Annotated in this window: 17 protein-coding genes, 1 other RNA gene and 1 pseudogene; 16 read left to right on the top strand and 3 right to left on the bottom strand. The window is 45.7% G+C overall.

The genetic code is table 11. The features are described from left to right. The first annotated feature begins 172 nt into the window (after positions 1-172). The 3 genes from QUD86_RS05165 to QUD86_RS05155 are packed head-to-tail and all read left to right on the top strand — an operon-like array spanning position 173 to position 2,132. Positions 173-667: a LexA family protein gene (locus QUD86_RS05165; RefSeq protein ID WP_286295673.1), complete on the top strand. Its 495-nt coding sequence runs from the start codon at positions 173-175 to the stop codon at positions 665-667. After that, the gene (locus tag QUD86_RS05160; RefSeq protein ID WP_286295672.1) at positions 664-1,965 is read left to right on the top strand and encodes a Y-family DNA polymerase; all 1,302 of its coding nucleotides are present in this window, start codon (positions 664-666) and stop codon (positions 1,963-1,965) included. The genes QUD86_RS05165 and QUD86_RS05160 overlap by 4 nt, the downstream gene beginning before the upstream one ends. A gap of 35 nt (positions 1,966-2,000) precedes the next feature. After that, positions 2,001-2,132, top strand: a complete 132-nt coding sequence (locus tag QUD86_RS05155; RefSeq protein WP_286295671.1) for a hypothetical protein — start codon at positions 2,001-2,003, stop codon at positions 2,130-2,132. Positions 2,133-2,269: 137 nt separating this feature from the next. Here QUD86_RS05155 and QUD86_RS05150 read toward each other — a convergent pair whose 3' ends face one another. Both QUD86_RS05150 and QUD86_RS05145 read right to left on the bottom strand, forming a co-directional pair. Continuing rightward, on the bottom strand, positions 2,270-2,926 hold the full coding sequence (locus QUD86_RS05150; protein WP_286295670.1) for a putative quorum-sensing-regulated virulence factor: 657 nt from the start codon (positions 2,924-2,926) through the stop codon (positions 2,270-2,272). Positions 2,927-2,986: 60 nt separating this feature from the next. Further along, the gene (locus tag QUD86_RS05145) at positions 2,987-3,670 is read right to left on the bottom strand and encodes an alpha/beta hydrolase (protein WP_286295669.1); all 684 of its coding nucleotides are present in this window, start codon (positions 3,668-3,670) and stop codon (positions 2,987-2,989) included. Between the two features lie 148 nt (positions 3,671-3,818). Here QUD86_RS05145 and QUD86_RS05140 point away from each other — a divergent pair, with 148 nt between their 5' ends. Next, complete coding sequence (locus QUD86_RS05140) at positions 3,819-4,325, top strand: DUF1993 domain-containing protein (RefSeq protein WP_286295668.1); 507 nt, start codon at positions 3,819-3,821, stop codon at positions 4,323-4,325. Between the two features lie 241 nt (positions 4,326-4,566). On the opposite strand, the gene ffs is transcribed toward QUD86_RS05140, so the two are convergent. Beyond that, positions 4,567-4,665: signal recognition particle sRNA small type (ffs, locus tag QUD86_RS05135), an RNA gene on the bottom strand. A 32-nt stretch (positions 4,666-4,697) separates the two neighbouring features. Between ffs and dnaX the strand changes: the two genes are divergently transcribed. The 12 genes and pseudogenes from dnaX (at position 4,698) to rlmD (ending at position 19,729) form a co-directional block, all read left to right on the top strand. Then, positions 4,698-6,371: a DNA polymerase III subunit gamma/tau gene (gene dnaX, locus QUD86_RS05130; RefSeq protein WP_286295667.1), complete on the top strand. Its 1,674-nt coding sequence runs from the start codon at positions 4,698-4,700 to the stop codon at positions 6,369-6,371. Positions 6,372-6,476: 105 nt separating this feature from the next. Continuing rightward, positions 6,477-6,800, top strand: a complete 324-nt coding sequence (locus QUD86_RS05125; protein WP_286295666.1) for a YbaB/EbfC family nucleoid-associated protein — start codon at positions 6,477-6,479, stop codon at positions 6,798-6,800. Positions 6,801-6,814: 14 nt separating this feature from the next. Beyond that, entirely contained in the window at positions 6,815-7,438 is a 624-nt protein-coding gene (recR, locus tag QUD86_RS05120) for a recombination mediator RecR (RefSeq protein WP_286295665.1), read from the top strand. Positions 7,439-7,623: 185 nt separating this feature from the next. Continuing rightward, positions 7,624-9,051 (top strand): carbohydrate porin, encoded by a 1,428-nt coding sequence (locus QUD86_RS05115; RefSeq protein ID WP_286295664.1) that lies wholly within the window; start codon positions 7,624-7,626, stop codon positions 9,049-9,051. Positions 9,052-9,235: 184 nt separating this feature from the next. Further along, positions 9,236-10,777, top strand: coding sequence for a TolC family protein (locus QUD86_RS05110; protein ID WP_286295663.1), 1,542 nt, complete (start codon positions 9,236-9,238; stop codon positions 10,775-10,777). A gap of 8 nt (positions 10,778-10,785) precedes the next feature. Continuing rightward, positions 10,786-12,057, top strand: a complete 1,272-nt coding sequence (locus QUD86_RS05105) for an efflux RND transporter periplasmic adaptor subunit (protein WP_286295662.1) — start codon at positions 10,786-10,788, stop codon at positions 12,055-12,057. Then, positions 12,058-15,135, top strand: coding sequence for an efflux RND transporter permease subunit (locus QUD86_RS05100; protein WP_286295661.1), 3,078 nt, complete (start codon positions 12,058-12,060; stop codon positions 15,133-15,135). 28 nt (positions 15,136-15,163) lie between these two features. After that, entirely contained in the window at positions 15,164-15,958 is a 795-nt protein-coding gene (gene surE, locus QUD86_RS05095) for a 5'/3'-nucleotidase SurE (protein ID WP_286295660.1), read from the top strand. A 29-nt stretch (positions 15,959-15,987) separates the two neighbouring features. Continuing rightward, positions 15,988-16,611: pseudogene (locus QUD86_RS05090) on the top strand (protein-L-isoaspartate(D-aspartate) O-methyltransferase); the annotation flags it as partial. Next, a complete protein-coding gene (locus QUD86_RS05085; RefSeq protein ID WP_286295659.1) occupies positions 16,608-17,420 on the top strand; it encodes a peptidoglycan DD-metalloendopeptidase family protein in 813 nt (270 codons plus the stop codon). The pseudogene QUD86_RS05090 and the gene QUD86_RS05085, both read left to right, overlap by 4 nt. Before the next feature lie 67 nt (positions 17,421-17,487). Further along, complete coding sequence (locus QUD86_RS05080; protein WP_286295658.1) at positions 17,488-18,309, top strand: 3'-5' exonuclease; 822 nt, start codon at positions 17,488-17,490, stop codon at positions 18,307-18,309. Further along, positions 18,302-19,729: a 23S rRNA (uracil(1939)-C(5))-methyltransferase RlmD gene (gene rlmD / locus QUD86_RS05075; protein ID WP_286295657.1), complete on the top strand. Its 1,428-nt coding sequence runs from the start codon at positions 18,302-18,304 to the stop codon at positions 19,727-19,729. Before QUD86_RS05080 ends, rlmD begins: the two co-directional genes overlap by 8 nt. The last annotated feature ends 111 nt before the right edge of the window (positions 19,730-19,840 follow it).

The raw sequence follows: 19,840 nt of genomic DNA, 5'->3' as shown, positions 1-19,840 counted from the left end.
CTGGAGCTATTTTCTTTGAATGAAGGAATGCAGTAATTTCATTATGAGGGCGCTTGCTAGCTAAAGATCTTAGGGTTTATGGGTAGAGCGTCGGGTTACCAGAGGTCAAAACAACAAAAACTAGGTCATTTTTAATGTTTTTACATATACTGTATAAACATACAGTATATTAATGACTATGACGACCCAAGCAATCCCTCCAAAAGTGACACTAACTCAGGCCCCACAGGGCATAGAAGCCTATTCTACTTTTGAATTGACGCTGCTCAGTCACCGTATTTCAGCAGGATTTCCGAGTCCAGCCGCTGATTATGCTGAAAAAAGCCTCGATTTAAATAGCTACTTAGTCCAGAACAAGCCAGCCACATTCATGTTTACCGTACAAGGGGATTCAATGATGGGCGCGGGTATTTGTGATGGGGACAAAGTGGTGGTCGATAAAGCCCTCAAGCCAAAACACAAAGATATCGTGGTTGCCGTCGTTGATAGTGAATACACCATCAAACGCCTCTATCAGTCACGAGGTCGTATCGAGCTCCAGCCAGAAAATCCACACTACGAGCCTATTACCTTCAATGAGAACAGTGAGCTCCAAATTTGGGGTGTAGTGGTAGGCGTAGTTCGTAAATATAGCCATGCCAGCAGTCGAAATGGTAAGTCGCTATGAATAGCAAGATGCCAGCAGGTCAACTTTTTGCCCTAGTCGATGTCAACAATTTCTATGTATCGTGCGAGCGGGTATTCGCTCCAAAGTTAGAGGCTGTGCCCATGGTGGTGCTATCGAATAATGATGGTTGCGCAGTAGCCCGTAGCGCGGAAGTTAAAGCGCTTGGCGTCAAAATGGGCACCCCTTGGTTTCAGATGCAAGAGCTAGCTAAAAAGCATGGTATTCAAGCGTATTCATCAAACTACACTTTATATGGCGATATGAGTGACAGGGTAGTAGAGGTCTTAAAAACCTTTACCCCCAATCTTGAGGTTTACAGTATTGACGAGAGTTTTTTGGCAATTGAGGCAGTACTCAAGCAATATACCGATCCAAGTCATTTGGGCCAAGTCATTAAGCAACAAGTTAAAGATACTACGGGCTTACCAGTTTGCGTTGGTATTGGTGCTAGTAAAACACTAGCAAAGTTAGCCAATCATTTAGCAAAAAAACACCCGCAGTTTGCAGGCGTGTGTGATGTCAGCTCGATGCCTAATGAAATGCTCTATCAGTGGATGACAGAAACACCAGTAGGTGAGGTATGGGGTATCGGCAAGCAGCTGACCAAGAAGCTGAGAGTGCTGCATATTAATACTGTATTTGATCTCTTTCAGGTGTCGCCACAATCTATGCGTCAACAGTTTGGCGTAGTGATCGAACGAATTTGTTACGAGTTACGAGGTGTCTCTTGCTTGCAGCTAGACGAAGTAGTGCCAGCCAAGCAGCAGATTGTTTCTTCACGTAGTTTTGGTAAGTCTGTTGAGGCAATGGAGCAGTTAGCTGAATCTGTTGCTACCCACGTTGCTAGGGGCGCAGAAAAACTCCGTAGTCAAAAATCAGTCACGGGCTCACTCACGATCTTTGTGCAAACAAATCCCCACAAACAATACGAGCCACAGCATCATCAAAGCATCACGATTGCCTTGGCTGACCCCAGTGATAACACGCTCACATTAACGACGGCAGCTCTCAAAGGCTTAAAGCAAATTTATAAGACAGGCTTTAAATATAAAAAGGCTGGAGTGATGCTCAGCTGTCTAGCAGATAAGCCAACAGTACAACAATCCTTATTTGATGATATGGAAGTCAAGGGAAGATCTGCTCATCTAATGAAGGCACTGGACTCCATTAACAGCCGCTTTGGTAACGCAGTGCTTAGAACGGCCGCATCTGGCACTCAACAAGATTGGCAGATGCGCTCAGCCAATCGATCCCCAAATTACACCACTCAGTGGAATGAATTACCAGTAGTGCAATAACTGACTAATGACAAACATTAAACAAGGAGAATTACATGGAACTATTAAATAACTTTAACGGCATCTCTTTAGCAATCATCATCGTTTTATCTTACTGTGCAGTACTAAAAAGTACGAAGCGTTACGAGCAAACAAAGCAACAGGTGTTTAGCAGCAAATATCGGTAAGCATTAAGCGGCACTAGTAAGCGGTAGACGGGTAAGTAGGCAGCAAGAAGGCAGCAAGCAGGCAGTAAGCAGTAGCTCAGAAAAGGGGAATGAGGAAATCACGGATTCCTTACTCCCCGAGTAGGGGTCAATGTCAATTAGGCTTCTAAGGCCTTGCGTAAAAAAGCGTTCACATTATCCTGCCGAAGCATCCATTGTTTATAGTCTTTAGGAACTTGGCTAATGGGCTCACCTTTGTGTTTACCAAAAGGCATGATGGTTGGTACGCGAGCCTTCTCAGACATCTCCCATAAAGCATCTAAAGAGGATGGCTTAAGCTTATCCAAAATGTGCCCTAGAATCTTCGAGCAAATACCGACGTCTGCTAATGCACTGTGTGCATCACGTAGTTGCTCTCGCGCAGTAGCTCTTTCAAAGAAATATAGTAGGGCACTTTGCGTATGACTATCGAGTTCTGGCCAAAGACTACGGGCTAGCGCCAAAGTACAAATCCGTTTGACCTCAGGACTGCCAATAGCCTCCCAGTCAAAATCAATGCTGTGGCCAATAATATATTTCGTATCAGTAGGCAATCTAAATGAGCTACTAGAGGGGCAGTTGACTAGCTCTTCATCCAGGATGTGGTGGGTCGCTAAAGCACCTAAGCTAATAGGTTTGCCTGGGTTAAAGCGCTGCACCCAAGGATTGGAGACTTCCAGCGGCTGAATCGATACGACATCTAGGGATGCCGCTTCAATAATGACCGCATTGTTTTTATCGGTTGCTTCAACATCAAAAATAATGGCTTGGGACATGAAGATTTCTTTATAAGTTGCAAAAGTAAAAGATTAGTAAATAAATTGCTCTATTTTTATTTAAGTAGAGACAGTTAATATGCGTCGTAAAAAATGACCCATATCCATCACCTCAATCGGATGAACGGAATGCTCCATCGCATAGCTTTTCCAATGCACGTTATAGCCACTAGCAGTCAGTAGATCTCTCGATTGCTCGCTACGCTGCGGAATAATCACGGCATCCCAATCACCATGAGCCATAAAAATTGGAGTATCGATATTGGCGGAACTACGTTCGGCCCCCAAGGATGTCGCAAGAGGTAAGTAGCCTGATAAAGCCATAATTCCAGCTAGGCGATGAGGAAAGCGTAGGCCAGCATGGAGCACCATCGCACAGCCTTGAGAGAAGCCCGCCAATACAATCTGGTCATAGGCAATGCCACGAGAGGCTTCTTTTTCAATCAGCGCGTTAATGGCTTTGGCGGAACGTTCAATTCCGATGCGATCTTCTACAGCGTTATCGCTTCTGCTGATAATGTCGTACCAAGCAGGCATTACATAACCGCCGTTGACGGTTACCGGCATGCTGGGAGCGCTGGGAAAAATAAACCGAATACCAGGACAACCCGATAGATCTAATTGCGGTGCTAGTGAAGCAAAGTCGCTACCGTCTGCCCCAAGACCATGTAACCAAATAATGGCAACGGTCGGATGATCCGAAGTTTGAATTTCAATACAGGGCAGAAGTTCAGTTGATTCCATGGGCTTTTAGCTCAAATTAGATAAAAATCTATTTTAAGGCGAGTATTCTATTTAATGTATTAAATTAAATGAACTTGATGTGACTAAATTAAGGTTATTTAATGACAGCATTATTTCACTAGCCAGCCACCTAAACGGAATCTTATTAATGACAATTTCTATGTACCAGGCCAGCGTGCCACGTCTTGCGAATGCGCTTCGTAACTTATCTAATGTGCTTGATAAAGCTCAGGCTCATATCGATGCGAAAAAGCTAGATGCCAATGTATTTTTGCAATATCGATTATTTCCAGACATGCTTAATTTTACAAGGCAAGTACAGATTACAAGCGATACAGCAAAGGGCGTAGTTGCTCGTCTGGCAGGGGTCGAGATTCCGGCTTACGAGGATTCTGAAGTAAGCATCGAAGAGCTTAAAGCACGCATTACAAAAACAATTACTTTTATTGAAGGTTTTAAGCCGGAGCAAATTGATGGTACTGAAGATAAAGATATCTTGACCAAGCGGGGCGACAAAGAAACCCACTACAAGGGAATGCAATTCTTATTAGGGCATGCCATTCCTAACGTGTACTTTCATGCGTCCATTGCATTTTCTATTCTGCGTACCAATGGAGTGGAGATCGGTAAAAGAGACTACTTAGGCAACCCTTAATTTCACGGCCATGCTTTTTCGCATCCAATAGCTATGAAACGGCTATTGGGTGTTTTATGTGAGCCTACAACTTAGGCTAAATATCGATACTGCGTGAGCAAAGTGATCATCTTTAAGTGACTTGAAAGCGCACTAAGCAGGGCTTGGTATTGGACTGCGTCAGTCAAAAAGTGACACAAATCGCTGTCTTAGGACCTCATAAAATCTTAATCCATTAACAAACAACGACTTACAGAATAGGGTGGACGAGCCTGACCCCCGGCACTGGCAGAGAATGGGTTTGGCTGCTTCGTTCCCGACCTGACCAGGTTATCCAGCCCACCATGCGAGGAGGCCCGTCCAATTCCATTTTAGCTTGTTAGAATGTAATATATGACAGCTTTAGCTTTAGCCCGTTCGTGGCGCCCTAAAACATTCTCCCAATTGGTGGGACAAGACCATGTAGTTAAGGCCTTGACCCATGCTCTAGACCAGGGCCGCCTTCACCATGCCTGGCTCTTTACAGGCACTCGCGGGGTAGGTAAGACTACTATTGCCCGAATTATGGCAAAAGCCCTCAATTGCACCGGGGAAGATGGCCAAGGTCGCATGACTTCAGAGCCTTGTGGAAAATGCCCGGCTTGCTTGGAAATCGATGCAGGTCGGTTTGTTGACTACATTGAAATGGATGCCGCAAGTAATCGGGGTGTCGATGAGATGGCCCAGCTATTGGAAAAGTCCGCTTACGCACCCAGTAATGCGCGTTACAAGGTTTACATGATTGATGAGGTGCATATGCTCACCAATCATGCCTTTAATGCCATGCTCAAGACTTTAGAAGAGCCACCAGAGCACGTCAAATTTATTCTAGCAACCACTGACCCTCAAAAGATTCCAGTTACCATTTTGTCGCGGTGTCTGCAGTTCAATCTAAAACAAATGCCAGTGCCTTTAATTGTTGAGCACTTAGAAAAGGTACTCGCTGCAGAAAATGTGGCTTATGAAACCAATGCATTAAGGGTATTGGCCAAGGCGGCACAAGGCTCGATGCGGGACGCGCTCTCATTGACGGACCAAGCCATTGCCTATGCTGCTGGCAAAGTTTCTGAAGAGGCTGTACGTGGCATGCTTGGTACTCTTGATGACGCCTACCTCATTCGCATTCTTGACTCTTTAATTAGCAAAGATGGTGCAACGCTTTTAGCAATTGCTAACGAGATGGGTGAGCGAAGTATGTCTTTCTCTTTGGCATTAGCCGATTTATCAAGTTTGATTCAGAAAATAGCTGCTGCTCAAATCGTTCCTGAATCCGTTTTAGAGGATTGGCCAGAAGCAGCAGAAATTCGTCGTTTGGCCACTGTATTAAGCAAGGAAGAGGCTCAACTCTTCTATCAAATTAGCATCACCAGTCGTCCTGATTTATCACTAGCGCCTGATGAGCAAACTGGATTTGCCATGACGCTCTTGCGTATGCTTGCCTTTCGTCCTGGAAATGATGTGCCTAATGGGCCCAATGCGCCTAGATCGGGCGGTTCACCTTCCGTCGGAAATACCCCCAAACCAACAGCTCCGACAGCGCTAGCCGCATCTGCTTCCTTAAGATCTGTGCCTGCCTCCACCTCAGCATCGGCTGCCCCAGTTCCGGCCATGACAACGCCACCAGCCCCGACTCCTTCCAGCGCTGATCGCCCAGACTGGCATGCCTTAATGCGTCAGTTACCGTTCAAAGGAATGGTTCAGCAACTAGCGTTTCAAACTGAGCTTCAAGAGTGGCATGATTCTGCTGCGGGTGTGCGTGCAACGATTGTGACTCCCATGCCACAGCTTGCTTCAGATGCTTCAGTTGGTCGCCTGGCAGATGTCTTGAGTGCACACTTTGGTAAGCCGGTGAAGGTCATCATCGAGAAGGGTGCAGTCGAAGTGAAGACGGTTGCCAAGGTAGATGCCCAGATACACCAAGAGAAAAGACAAAATGCTGAGCAAATGATCGCTCAAGATCCATTCATTCAGCAGTTGGAAAGAGAGTTTGGGGCAACGGTCGTTGGTGGTTCTGTGAAGCCGCTATAAGGCCGGCTTTACTCTCGCCTTTATCTTGACCCTTGCATTTGCATTCACTCTTATTATTATCAGCAAACCAATAACAACCCATTTGTATACAAAGGAATAGAAGCGATGATGAAAGGTGGCCTTGCTGGCTTGATGAAACAGGCCCAGCAGATGCAAGAAAAGATGAAAGTCGCGCAAGAGCAATTGGCTGCGCTAGAAGTTACTGGCCAAGCCGCTAGTGGCTTAGTCAAAGTAACGATTTCTGGTAAGCATGAGATGAAGCGTGTACAGATTGATCCAGCCGCCATGGATGACCGTGAGATGTTGGAAGATTTAATCTTGACTGCCTACGCTGAAGCATTCAAACAAGTAGAGGCTGCCAATACTCAAGTGATGTCTGGCGCTACTGCTGGCATGCCAATGCCTCCTGGTTTTAAGCTCCCATTTTGATCGCGAAATTTTAAATGGCACGTCAAGAAGCGCCACAAGATGCGCTTGGCCGCTTAATTGAAGCGCTTAGAGTGTTGCCAGGCGTTGGGCCCAAGTCAGCGCAGCGCATGGCTTTCTATTTGCTTCAGCACGACCGGAATGGTGCAGCCTTACTGGCACAGTCATTAGGAGAAGCGGTAGAAACGGTGGGTCACTGTGCTTGCTGCAATACCTTTTCAGAAACCCCAGTTTGCATTACCTGCAGTGACGATCGCCGTGATCCGTCCTTACTGTGTATTGTGGAGACGCCAGCGGACCAAGTCATGGTCGAGCAGACTTTAAGTTTCAAAGGAAATTACTTTGTACTGATGGGTCGCATTTCACCGCTTGATGGCATGGGACCTAATGAGATTCATTTTGATCGATTGCTCAATCGCATCGAAGCCCCCGCTGCTGGTATAGCGGTGAAAGAGGTTGTCCTGGCAACGAATTTCACTAGTGAGGGTGAGGCTACGGCGCACTACATTGGCGAAGTCTTGAAATCTAAAGGCATCAAAGTTACCAGAATAGCCAGAGGCATTCCGGTAGGAGGTGAGCTTGAATATGTCGACGCCGGGACTTTGGCTAGAGCGCTAATGGACCGCCGCTCTGTTAGCTAAGCATTCAACAAAGCTTCTTAGCAGCTGTATCGGTCACTAAAACGACATAAATTCTAGGTAAATTAACACTTTTTAGTGATAATTTGCCTTGTGCATGTGTTGAGCCTCAACCCTAAGCGCCTATCTTTGTATTTTTGTTTTAGCCCTCTTGAGGGCTACTACTACTAATTATTGTGAAATCGTGAATGACCCGCAAGCCTGATTTTCTGCTTTTACTAGGTGTATTGAGTGTCACATCAAGCGTGTGTCTTAGTACAACTGCATTTGCTCAAAAGGCAGGATCAGGCGCTGATCAGGTAGCCAGTTTTGCGGCACCGATTCAAGATTTGCCCACCGAAGGCACTCTTTTTGGATTGCCGGTAAACATACACGGTCAAACCACTTATATAAATCAACGATATAACAACTTTACGTCCGCTTATTCAGGGATGAATAGTCTAAATGCAGATAAGGCCATGAGCTACACCTGGTCAGGCACCTTGTACTTAGGTGCACGTATCGCACCTAATACCGATGTGTACTTTAATCCTGAGGTAGTTTCTGGCGTGGCATTTTCTGGCTTGACTGGTTTAGGGGGATTTACTAACGGAGAGGCAACTAAAGCTAATGGGGCGGCTGCGAAGTTTTACTCCGCACGTGCATTTGTTCGCCAAACCCTTAATCAGGAAGGCGATAAAGTCGTTCTGGAAAACGAAGCCAATCAAATCACGCAAACAGTGAGCAGCAACCGCGTGGTAATTACTGGCGGTCAGTTTTCCACTTTAGATATTTTTGATGATAGTCGTTACGCTAAAGATCCCCGCGTACAGTTTATGAACTGGGGCAACATGACCTATTTAGCGTATGACTATGCTGCTGATGCTCGCGGTTACAGCTGGGGCTTAGCAGGGGAGTGGTATCTGAATAACTGGGTCATGCGCGCCTCCCGAATGTTGGCACCCAAATCACCCAATGGTCGTGATCTCAATTGGCAAATCTTTAATAGCTATGGGGATCAAGTCGAGGTAGAGCGTCAACACCATATTGATAAATTACCGGGTAAGGTGAGTGTATTAGCTTATCGCAACAAAATGACCTTAGCGCGTTTTCAGGATGCAACAAATTACGTCATTCAGAACAACGCTCAGGGAACGCAGGCTATCAATAACGTTCGCTCTAGTGCCCAGATTAAAACAGGTGTTGGTATTCATGGGGAGCAAGCATTAACCAAGGATTTAGGTATTTATGCACGCGCCTTCACATCAGATGGACATACAGAGACGATGTCATTTACTGAGGCAGATAACTCCATTTCAGTTGGCCTGGGAATGAATGGGTCAAGCTGGCAGCGCCCAAAAGATAGCGTCGGTATTTCAATGATGCAAAACGGTTTATCAAGCTACCGCCGTAGTTATCTTCAAGCCGGAGGTGTTTCCTATTTCATTGGTGATTACGCCAATCGCAATCAAACTATTACCTACACGCCAGAGCGAATCAGCGAGATGTATTACAACGCGATGGTTGTTCATAATGTTCTAGCGGGGTTGAACTTTCAACATGTGATTAATCCTGCCTATAACTCTGCCCGCGGCCCAGTCAACATTCTGTCTTTTCGAATACACGCTGAGTTCTAGTCGTCTGGTTGCTTAGACGCTAGTGAATATAATTATTGTGTTTAGAATCAATAAGTTACAAATACTCAATCTATAGACTTTTGGCCTATCTCGCCTATAATCACTGCAACCCGCAATAAACGTAGAGAAATCTGCGTTTGGGATCATAAAATAGCATTCATACAGATTTTCAGAGGCAGTCGATTTGATTCTTAGCCATTACAAAACTAACACAGCTATTTTGACCATCTTTAATAAGCGCTTGCCGGTGCGGGTGGCTTACATTGTTGCCGCTACAGCTGGCATATTGCTGACGAATCCTAGCTTTAGTCAAAATACGCCTGCTAGTGTGACTGTACAGACGGGTGATCCCAAGGATTTGCTAGCAGTTCCACCAGCGATTAGTAACGAGTCAAGTCCTGACTCAAACCCTACCAAGGCAGTATCGCTCTTTGCCCCGGTGAGTTCAAAAGATGCGCCGAAGATTTATACCAAGGGGACGCCATCCGGCCCTGCAGACATGGATTTACGGCAACTCTGGTTAGAGCTGAAGTTGAACAATCCGCAGCTATCTTCTTTGCGTGAATCCTATCTCTCTGCCAAGGCAACCGTACCGCAAATTAATGCACCAGCCAATCCACAAGTTGGACTGGTTTGGTCTGGTATGCCACCGGGATCACCATTTGCATTAGGCGGGGCAAATACACCCTCATCACAGAATCCTGGTGGTATTAGTAGTAATAATTCTATTTCTATTGCCCAGCCGTTTCAGTTTCCCGGTAAGAAAAGTCTCGCGTCCGATATCGCCAATACCAATGCCGAAGCATTGCTGGCGCAAAGTGAATCAGCTTATTTGCAGTTGGGTGCCCAGTTATCTACGTTGTATTACAACGCCCTCGCTTCACAGAAGCAGTTGCAAGTCTTAAAAGAATCCGTGATGCGCTTGGAGATGATTAAGAATGTGGCTAGAGCACGTTACTCTAATAATGCTGCTGCATATGTAGAGTACCTTAATGCCCAGGTATCGCAAAGTGCTGCACAAGCTGATCAGTTTAATGTTGAGCGTCAGCTGCAAGTCTCACTCAGCAACATTAATACCTTAGTCGGTCGTCATTCAAGAGAGCGTCTTGTTTTGCGGGGCGATGTACCTCGTGCAATTAATAGCGTACCTACCTTACTCGAATTGGAGGACTACGCCGAATCTAGTCATCCTTCACTCAAGAGTTCCGCCCTACAACTAGAGGCTGCACGTAAGGGTGTGGATCTTGCTAAAAAAGCCTATTTGCCAGACTTTCAGGTGATTGGTTCATCCTTCACGCCACGAGGTCCTTTTGCGGCTAACAATGGAACGATGTTTTATCAGCTTGAGCTTGATCTGGTTATTCCGCTCTATTTCTTTACCAAAGAAAAGTATGGTGTTGAGCAGGCGCAGCGCAATCAAGCGGCAGCTGAGGCGGGTAATATATCCAATCGTCAGCAGATTGTGCTGGCAGTCAACAGTGCTTATGCTGCATTTGACCAAGCGAAAAATCAAAATCAATTCTTAAAAGATCGCCAAGTTCCTCAGGCGGATGCTGCATACAAAGTCGCCTTAACTCAATACTCAAATAATGGGCAAGGTTTTAATGATCTATTAACAGCGCAAACGCAATTGCGTACTCTTGAAGTTCAATTAGCCTTTGCACAAAGTAATTTATTGCAGGCCCAAACAGTATTACTGGCTACAGCTGGTAAAGAACCTTTTTAGGAGCAGTGTTGAAAGATAAAATTCTGGCTTACATTCAGCAGCTCGCTGATAAAGCAAAGCCTGCGCTAGATAAAGCCTCTCACTTTATTGGGCGCCGATCACAAGCACTCTTTAGCAGCACGGCTGGCCTGTATTGGAATCTGACTCCACAAAATCGAAGTCGTGTGCGCTTAGCTGCTGTTGCGTTTGCCATTTTGTCTGTAGGCATCGTTTTAGGTCGCATCACCAATGTCAATCGTAACGTCAAAATAGAAGCCTCTGATAAAGCGCTCAAAGTGGAGAAGAGTGGCATTCTGGAGCTAAAGCTACAAGGCGTGACTCTCAATACGGATATTTATGTATTTCAGGATGCCGTGAAAGTTCAGGTTCCGGTTGATATTAAAGTTGTAGGTCGTTTGGGTTTTAATGCGGAAAAATCAAAAATATTATCTGCGCGTGCGCCAGGTAGAGTGGAGCGCATATTTGCTTTTGATGGCGCTGAAGTGAATATTGGATCTCCTGTAGTTGAGCTTTATAGTCCTGAATTTATCTCTGCACAGCAAGAGTATTTGCTTTCTTCAAAAACAGCCAAGGTGCTAGAGTCAACACAGACAATGAGTGACCTGCTCGGTGATGCCCGCATCACACAGCAAGCAGCTGCAAATCGCATTAGAAATCTAGGCGCTAGTGATGGCGATATTAAAGCGATTGAATCTACCGGTAAGACTCAGGGTAATTTGGTGATGCGTTCACCACTCAAAGGAGTGGTTGTCAAGCGCAATGTTGAGCCTGGCGCCGCCGTTAATTCTGGGGATGTACTTGCTACCTTAGCCGACCCTAAGCAGTTGTGGTTCTTAGGAAACGTATTTGAGCAAGACTTTCGGTTTTTAAAGCCTGGTCAAAAAATGATTTTGCAAGTTGAGGCCTATCCTGACAAGCAATTTGTGGCCTATGCTAATTATATTTCTCCAGCAGTTGACCCACAAACTCGTGCTTTGCTAGTTCGTGCAGATATCGATAATCACGATGATTTGCTGCGCCCGGATATGTATGCCTCAGCAAAACTTACTACTGGGATGGCTGATGCCATCGTAGTGCCGCAAACGGCGGTCATTCGCATACGAGAAATGCGCTATGTCATCGTCAAGTCCGGCGAGGAGTCGTATCGTAGATTGCTAGTAAAGGGCTACGATTTAAATAGCAAAACTTTTGCGATCACTGAGGGGGTTGAACCTGGCTCAAAAATATTGGCTCAGGGCGCTGTGTTATTGAATGATCGTTTTGCAAAGCAGGAAGATTAAATGAGTATCTTTACCTCCTTTATTCGTGAGGTAATCGAGAAGCGCGTGCTTGTCATTGTTGCCTCGATTGCGCTACTGGGTTTGGGCATGTTCAGCTTGAGCAAGTTACCCATTCAGCCTTATCCTGGGGTTGCGCCGCTCACTATTCAGGCAATTTCTCAATGGCCAGGCAGAAGTACCACCGAGGTTGAGCAGCAAGTAACGATTCCTGTTGAGAATGCATTGGCAGGTATTCCTGGATTACAAGCCTTCCGCTCTGTTTCATTATTTGGGCTGTCTGTCGTTACCTTAAAATTTAATGACACAACAGATCCATTTAAGGCGCGCCAAACATTTATATCCAGTCTTGCCAACGTGACCTTTCCACCGGGGGTGAGTTCTAGCGTTAGTCCTGACTCCGATGCAACTGGCGAGATTATGCGGTATGAAGTGAAGTCAGATTACGCTTCGTCTACTACATTAAAAACCTTACAGAATTATGAGATTTACAAAGAACTGAAACAAACGCCAGGCGTAGCAGATGTTTCCTCTTTTGGCGGTAAAGTTCGCCAGTATCAGGTCATTGTTAGCCCTCAGAGTCTTCAGGCAAAAGGGGTAACTGTTAGTGATCTCATCACTGCGCTCACCAATGCGAATAGCAATACTGGCGGCGGCCTGTTGCCTGCTGGTGAACAGCAATTTGTTGTGCGTGGCGTAGGTCTCCTAAAGAATATTGAAGATATTAAAAAGGTGGTGATATCCAATGTCAATGGAGTTCCTATCCGCATTGGCGATGTCGCGCAAGTTGAAATCGGTAACGCACCTCGGCTAGGAATGTTTCAATTTAATGACAATCCAGATTCGGTGGAGGGCATTGTTTATCTACGTCGCGGTGAAAACGCAACTGAAGTGTTGGCGCGTGTGCGTAGTACGGTTGAAAATATTAATAAACAAGTGTTGCCTCCTGGTATTGAAGTGGTTCCATTTTATGATCGTCAAGTCTTACTAGACATCACGATAGGTACCGTTAAGCACACCCTATTTTTTGGCATCACGTTAGTGATGGCGGTGCTTTTTTTCTTTCTGGGTAACTTGCGTGCAGCAGCAGTCGTAGCTGCGGTTATTCCGTTGGCTCTGTGTGTTTCATTTATTCAGATGCATCTTTGGAGTGTGCCCGCCAATTTAATCTCATTAGGAGCTATTGACTTTGGGGTTATTGTTGATTCGGCGGTAATCTTGACTGAAAATGTCATGCGCCATCTAGAGGAGGGTGGAAAGCGCCTCAAACAAAGCATCATTTTGGCGACTAGTGAAGTGCAGCGCGCCATGATTTATTCCACCGGCATCATTATTATTGCCTATTCGCCATTGTTTTTTATGGGTGGAGTAGAGGGGATTATTTTTAAGCCGATGGCTTTTACTATGGGCTTTGCATTAATTGCGGCAATGGTCTTGAGTCTGACCTTCTTGCCTGCAATGATCTCGTTAGTATTTGGTGATAATTTGCATCACAAGCCACCAGGTTTCATTACTAAACTGTTGAACGGCTATAAACCGCTACTAAGAAAGTGGATGGATCGCCCTTTAACCGTAGTGTCTGTTGCTGTATTTGTATTGGGTCTTACTTTGCTCAGCGTCATGCGCTTGGGAACTGCTTTTTTACCCACCTTAGAAGAAAACAATATTTGGTTGCGCGTGACTTTGCCCAATACGGTTGATCTAGACTATTCAGTCAAGGTGGCTAACCAACTGCGCGAAACTTTCATGAAGCAGCCAGAAATTGATAAGGTTGCAGGTCAAATTGGTCGTCCAGACGATGGAACGGATTCAACAGGCGTATTTAATCAAGAGTACGGCCTGTATCTTAAGAGCCCTGAAAAGATGCCAAGCGGCACAAGCAAGAAGCAGTTGATTGCTAATCTTGAGACGGAGTTGAATAAGATTCCGGGGATCACGTATAGCTTTTCTCAGTACATTCAAGATAACGTGAACGAGGCCCTTTCTGGGGTCAAGGGTGAGAACTCGGTCAAAATTTACGGCACTGATCTTGAGGTTTTAGATCAAAAAGCCCATGAAGTGATCAATCAGCTCAAAAAAGTTCGCGGCGTTGCTGATGAGGGCATCCTAAAAGAATTGGGTCAGCCAACTTTAAATATTCAGATTGATCGTGAGCGTGCTGCGCGTTATGGCATCAACGTAAACGATATTCAGACGGTAGTTGCCAATGCTATTGGTGGCGCTGCAGTTACTAATTTACTGGAAGATGAAAAGACTTTTGGTGTTGCTATTCGACTAAATGAAGGAAGCCGAAATGATGTGGCAGACATTGGCCATCTTTTAGTAGATGCGCCTAATGGCGCCGCAATTCCTTTATCGATGGTAGCTACAGTGCAGTTATCCGATGGGCCATTTTTTATCTATCGTGAGGCAGGAAAGCGTTACATCGCTATTAAGTTTAGCGTTCGCAATCGAGATTTAGGCAGTGCAGTGGAGGACGCTCAGTTCTTAGTTGAGAAAAACATTACCTTGCCACCAAACTACTCCATTAGTTGGGATGGTCAATTTAACCAAATGAAGCAGGCTCAGAAAAAACTAATGCTGATTGTGCCCCTTGCATTGCTTGGCATCTTTTTGTTATTAGTGAGTGCTTTTGGTAATTTTAGAGATGCAGTGATTGTGATGATTAATGTGCCATTTGCCGCTATTGGCGGTGTAATTGCCCTGCATCTTGCCGGTGAGACTTTAAGTATTTCAGCTTTCTTTGGATTTTTGTCATTGTTTGGTATTGCTATTCAGGATGGTGTGATCCTCATTTCCTTTATTAATAAGACTTTTGCAACAGAGCATAGCCAAATGAAAGATGCCATGGTTGAGGGTGCCGCACTTCGGGTTCGCCCTGTCCTGATGACTGCCATGCTTTCCGGGTTTGGGCTCTTGCCAGCAGCGCTATCTCACTCCATTGGCTCTGAAGCTCAACGTCCATTGGCCTTAGTGATTGTTGGTGGTATGGTAACCACAACGATTCTGACTCTCTTAGTGTTGCCTGTTATATATGGCTGGTTTAGAGGGCGCTCCTTACCCCTGCCGGTCAAGGCATAATTTTAATGAATGTGACTATTAATACGATATGGATAAATCTTTGAAGCAACCGCATATTTTAATTTCAAATGATGACGGCTATCTTGCGCCTGGTCTACTTGCTTTAGTTAATGCGATTCGTCCACTAGGACGAGTAACCGTTATTGCTCCTGAGCAAAACCATAGCGGCGCTTCTAATTCATTGACCTTATCAAGGCCTTTATCGATACATCGCGTGGCTGGTGGAGAGCGCGATGGATTTATGTTCATCAATGGCACGCCAACGGATTGTGTTCATATTGCCATGACTGGTTTTTTGGATGAGAAGCCCGATTTAGTTGTTTCAGGCATCAACCAAGGCGAGAATATGGGCGAAGATACTCTGTATTCAGGCACTGTCGCAGCTGCTGTCGAAGGTGTTATGTTTGGTGTTCCCGGAGTGGCTTTTTCACAAATCGACAGGGGCTGGAATTTAGTTGATGATGCCGCTAAAGCTGCACACGATATTGTTGCGCAAATGCTGGCGTCTAAGCTCGCTCACACTGAGGGGGCCGCTACTTTGCTCAACGTCAATATTCCGAATCGGCCCTACGCCGATCTTGGTCGTTGGCGCGTGACGCGTTTAGGTAATCGCCATCATTCACAGCCAGTGGTGGTGCAAAAGAGTCCCCGAGGTGATGAAATTTACTGGATCGGGGCTGCAGGTGATGCTAAAGATCGCTCGGAGGGTACTGATTTTCATGCCATCAACGAGGGATGCATCTCGATAACACCGATGCAATTAGACTTGACGCACCATGCCCGTTTAGCCGCATTGCGTGCCAATGGATGGGATCGCGGTTGAAGCCTGCAGCAGAGCGTTTAGCCGGACATCGCCAAGCCTTGGCCGCGAAAGTATTGGCGGCCGGAGTAAAGCACCCTAAAACACTAGAGGCCATTGCTACTGTTCCTCGTCATGCTTTTATGGATGCAGGAATGCACCCTCAAGCGTATGAAGATACCGCACTGCCAATTGGGCACTCTCAAACGATTTCAAAACCCTCTGTCGTGGCTCGCATGATTGAGTTGCTCCACAAGCCAAGACAAAAATTGGGAAAGGTTTTAGAGATTGGTACCGGTTGTGGATATCAAGCGGCTGTATTGAGTCTTCTGTCTGAAGAGGTTTATTCGATTGAGCGCATTCGTGCATTGCACGACATGGCCAGAGCTAAATTAAGACCTTTTCGAATCAATAACCTGCGCTTAATTTACGGTGATGGTATTTTGGGGTTGCCGCAAGCGGCTCCTTTTGACGGAATCATCCTTGCCGCAGCTGGTTTAGGTATTCCCGATGCACTTTTAGATCAATTGGCCATTGGGGGTCGTTTAGTGGCTCCAGTGGCTAAAAATGAAAAAGAGCAGCAATTAATCATGGTTGAGCGCATGAGCTCGCAACGTTATCAAAGAACTGTTTTGGACGAGGTCTTTTTTGTCCCCTTACAATCGGGGACAGTATGAACAACCCATTGAAGTCCATGACTAAATTACTTCTGATTCCATTTGCCATAGTAGCTATGCTGCTAAATGCAGGCTGCACCACTCCACGTGCTAAACCTGCATCAGTAGTTGAGCGCTCCAGCGCCTCCAGTGAGCCTACCCCACCAGGCTATTACCGCGTCAAAAAAGGGGACACCTTAGCCCGTATCGCCTTGGATAATGGGCAGGCACCACGCGATGTAGCTCAATGGAACAATATGGCCAATCCCAATCAGATTGAAGTAGGCGATTTGATTTTGGTGAAGCCCCCAGCAGGCTCTAAATCTGCAATGAGGGCGAGTGGATCGAATGCACCAATGACTCCAGTTACCCCAGCAGTTAAGCCGACTGCGTCTGGCGATAGTCCCAAGGCAGATTCTGCTAAGGCTGATCTTGCCAAGTCTGATCCTACAAAAGATATTGTGGCTGAGCCCGGCATTCGTTTGTCATGGCCCGCAAAAGGTAAAGTCATAGACGACTTTAACGATAAGACAAAAGGCATTGATATTGCCGGTAAATTGGGTGATCCTGTAAGTGCTGCCTCTGAGGGCAAGGTCGTTTACGCTGGCAATAGTTTGCGTGGTTATGGCAATCTAGTCATCATCAAACATGACAATACCTATTTAACTGCTTATGCCCACAACCGCGCACTTCTGGTGAAGGAAGGCGATGCTGTTAAAAAAGGGCAAAAAATTGCCGAGATGGGTGATACCGATACGAATGCAGTAAAGCTTCATTTTGAATTGCGTGTGAATGGTAAGCCAGTAAATCCCGCGCCTTACCTGCAGTAGTTGATACTTATTCAGCTCATTAGCTCACTAATACGTAACGACGCATCAACTTGATGAAGCAATGGTAATGGCAACTGTTCTCGTATTTGATATTGAGACTATTCCGGATGTGGCCGGCCTTCGTCGACTCAATGATTACCCAGATTCCTTATCAGATGCTGAGGTGGCTAATAAAGCTATGTCAGAACGCCTTGAGAAAACAGGCAGTGATTTTCTGCCTCTATATTTACAGCGCATCTGCGCTATCTCTTGTGTTATTCGTCGAACTACTAAAGAGGGTAGCCCCCAAATTAAAGTTGGCACTTTGGGCAACCCTGACGATGATGAGAAGGTGTTGATTCAAACTTTCTTTGAGCTTGTTGAAAAGTACACGCCACAATTAGTCTCTTGGAATGGCAGTGGCTTTGATTTGCCAGTACTCCATTACCGCGCATTAGCAAATCACATTCAAGCGCCACGCTATTGGGAAATGGGTGAGAGTCAGGAAAACGATAGTCGCGAGTTTAAGTGGAACAACTACATTAGCCGCTACCACATGCGCCACTTAGACCTAATGGATTTATTGGCAAAATTTAATGGACGCGCTAATGCTCCATTAGATGGTTTGGCTAAGCTCTGTGGATTTCCTGGAAAGATGGGAATGGATGGTAGTCAAGTTTGGCCTGCATACCAAGATGGCAGGATTAAAGAGATTCGCCAGTACTGTGAAACAGATGTGGTCAATACTTATTTAATGTACTGTCGCTTTCAACTTCTGCGAGGGGGTTTTTCATTAGCGGAGTATGAGAATGAAATTATTTTCGTTAAGACCTATTTAGAGGGTCTCTCCAAAGAGCCTAACGGAGTTCAGTGGCAAGAATATCTCTTAGGATTTGCATTGGATGCGTAGAGGTGAAAAGCCAGTGCACATTGAAGTCACTGAACCCATTTGTATTGAATCTCTGGATCTTGATGCGCAAGGCATTGCTAGGCTAGCACCCAATGAGGTAGAGCTTGCAGAAGGTCAAAGTGGTAAGGTCATTTTTATTCAAGGGGCCTTGCCAACTGAATTAGTTACCTATGTAGTTACCCGTGAAAAAGCCCGCTTTAGTAAGGCCAGGGTTCTCAACATACTTAAACCGGCAGTGTTTAGAGCGGCACCAAAATGTAAGGCATTTGGAGTCTGTGGTGGCTGCACTATGCAGCATTTAGATATTCGGGCTCAGATTGCAATGAAGCAGCGTGTGCTTGAGGATGATTTAAAGCATATTGCTAAAGTTTCCCCGGAGGAAATTTTGCGCCCTATGGGTGGCCCCGCTTGGGAATATCGTCATCGCGCGCGATTAAGTGTGGTCAATCGCTCGATTAAAAAAGGCACTGTGTTGGTGGGCTTTCATGAGGGCAAGAGTGGTTACGTTGCCGATATGTTAGCTTGCGAGATTTTGCCTAAGCATGTCTCCGACTTACTGCCCGACTTACGTAAATTAGTAATGGGTTTGTCGATCGTCGACCGTATGCCTCAAATTGAATTAGCGGTAGGTGAGGCTGCGGAACCTGATTCCAGCGACTTACAAAAATCTAAACCAGTGACAGCGCTGGTATTTCGTATTCTGAATCCATTGACTGCGGCGGATGAGCAATTGCTGAGAGATTTTGCAGATCAGTACCAGGTCTGGATCTGGTTACAAACCAAAGGAATTGAAACGGTTACCCCGTTCTATCCTGCAACGGGCAAGCTTTGCTATCGCTTACCCGAGTTTGAGATTGAGATGCCTTTTAAGCCGGCGGACTTTACTCAGGTCAATCATCTAATGAATCGAGCCTTAGTCAGTAGGGCTATCCGATTGCTAGAAATTAAATCCACTGACCGTGTACTGGATTTATTTTGTGGCATTGGTAACTTTACACTCCCCCTAGCAAGACGCTCACAGAGTGTATTGGGCATCGAGGGATTGGCGAGTTTAACAACTAGAGCGCAAGAAAATGCCATACATAACGACTTAGCTGATAAAGCTAGTTTTAGGCAAAGTGATTTATTTGAAGTGACCGCAGAGACAATCGCTTCATGGGGTAGGGCGGATCGCTGGCTCATGGATCCCCCGCGTGAAGGGGCTATGGAAATTTGCCAAGCATTGGCTAGCCTGCATCAGCAAAGGAGCGATCTTGTTCCTCAGCGCATTGTGTATGTGTCTTGTAACCCAAAAACCCTGGCCAGGGATACCGAGATTCTGTGCCATCACGCTGGCTATGTTCTCAAAAGTGCGGGCATCGTCAACATGTTTCCCCATACTTCGCACGTAGAATCAATGGCAGTATTTGGTAGGGCCTAAGTTAGTCAACTAAGTTAGTCTAGCTAGTTAATTTAGTTAAACAAAAAGGCACCGAGGTGCCTTTTTGTTAGAACAGAGTTGCGTGTAACTGGTAATGAAAGCTGGTAACAA

It is taken from the genome of Polynucleobacter sp. TUM22923 (genome assembly GCF_030295705.1).
In the GTDB taxonomy this organism is placed as follows: domain Bacteria; phylum Pseudomonadota; class Gammaproteobacteria; order Burkholderiales; family Burkholderiaceae; genus Polynucleobacter.
The sequence above is the reverse complement of the archived record's forward strand: the minus strand, read 5'-3'. Positions and strand labels throughout refer to the sequence as shown.

What these genes read in the sequence shown, in the direction of transcription:
- QUD86_RS05165 (WP_286295673.1), top strand. Translation starts at nt 173, where the DNA reads ATGACTATGACGACCCAAGCAATCCCTCCAAAAGTGACACTAACTCAG.
- QUD86_RS05160 (WP_286295672.1), top strand. Translation starts at nt 664, where the DNA reads ATGAATAGCAAGATGCCAGCAGGTCAACTTTTTGCCCTAGTCGATGTC.
- QUD86_RS05155 (WP_286295671.1), top strand. Translation starts at nt 2,001, where the DNA reads ATGGAACTATTAAATAACTTTAACGGCATCTCTTTAGCAATCATCATC.
- QUD86_RS05150 (WP_286295670.1), bottom strand. Translation starts at nt 2,926, where the DNA reads ATGTCCCAAGCCATTATTTTTGATGTTGAAGCAACCGATAAAAACAAT.
- QUD86_RS05145 (WP_286295669.1), bottom strand. Translation starts at nt 3,670, where the DNA reads ATGGAATCAACTGAACTTCTGCCCTGTATTGAAATTCAAACTTCGGAT.
- QUD86_RS05140 (WP_286295668.1), top strand. Translation starts at nt 3,819, where the DNA reads ATGACAATTTCTATGTACCAGGCCAGCGTGCCACGTCTTGCGAATGCG.
- dnaX (WP_286295667.1), top strand. Translation starts at nt 4,698, where the DNA reads ATGACAGCTTTAGCTTTAGCCCGTTCGTGGCGCCCTAAAACATTCTCC.
- QUD86_RS05125 (WP_286295666.1), top strand. Translation starts at nt 6,477, where the DNA reads ATGATGAAAGGTGGCCTTGCTGGCTTGATGAAACAGGCCCAGCAGATG.
- recR (WP_286295665.1), top strand. Translation starts at nt 6,815, where the DNA reads ATGGCACGTCAAGAAGCGCCACAAGATGCGCTTGGCCGCTTAATTGAA.
- QUD86_RS05115 (WP_286295664.1), top strand. Translation starts at nt 7,624, where the DNA reads ATGACCCGCAAGCCTGATTTTCTGCTTTTACTAGGTGTATTGAGTGTC.
- QUD86_RS05100 (WP_286295661.1), top strand. Translation starts at nt 12,058, where the DNA reads ATGAGTATCTTTACCTCCTTTATTCGTGAGGTAATCGAGAAGCGCGTG.
- surE (WP_286295660.1), top strand. Translation starts at nt 15,164, where the DNA reads ATGGATAAATCTTTGAAGCAACCGCATATTTTAATTTCAAATGATGAC.
- QUD86_RS05085 (WP_286295659.1), top strand. Translation starts at nt 16,608, where the DNA reads ATGAACAACCCATTGAAGTCCATGACTAAATTACTTCTGATTCCATTT.
- QUD86_RS05080 (WP_286295658.1), top strand. Translation starts at nt 17,488, where the DNA reads ATGGCAACTGTTCTCGTATTTGATATTGAGACTATTCCGGATGTGGCC.
- rlmD (WP_286295657.1), top strand. Translation starts at nt 18,302, where the DNA reads ATGCGTAGAGGTGAAAAGCCAGTGCACATTGAAGTCACTGAACCCATT.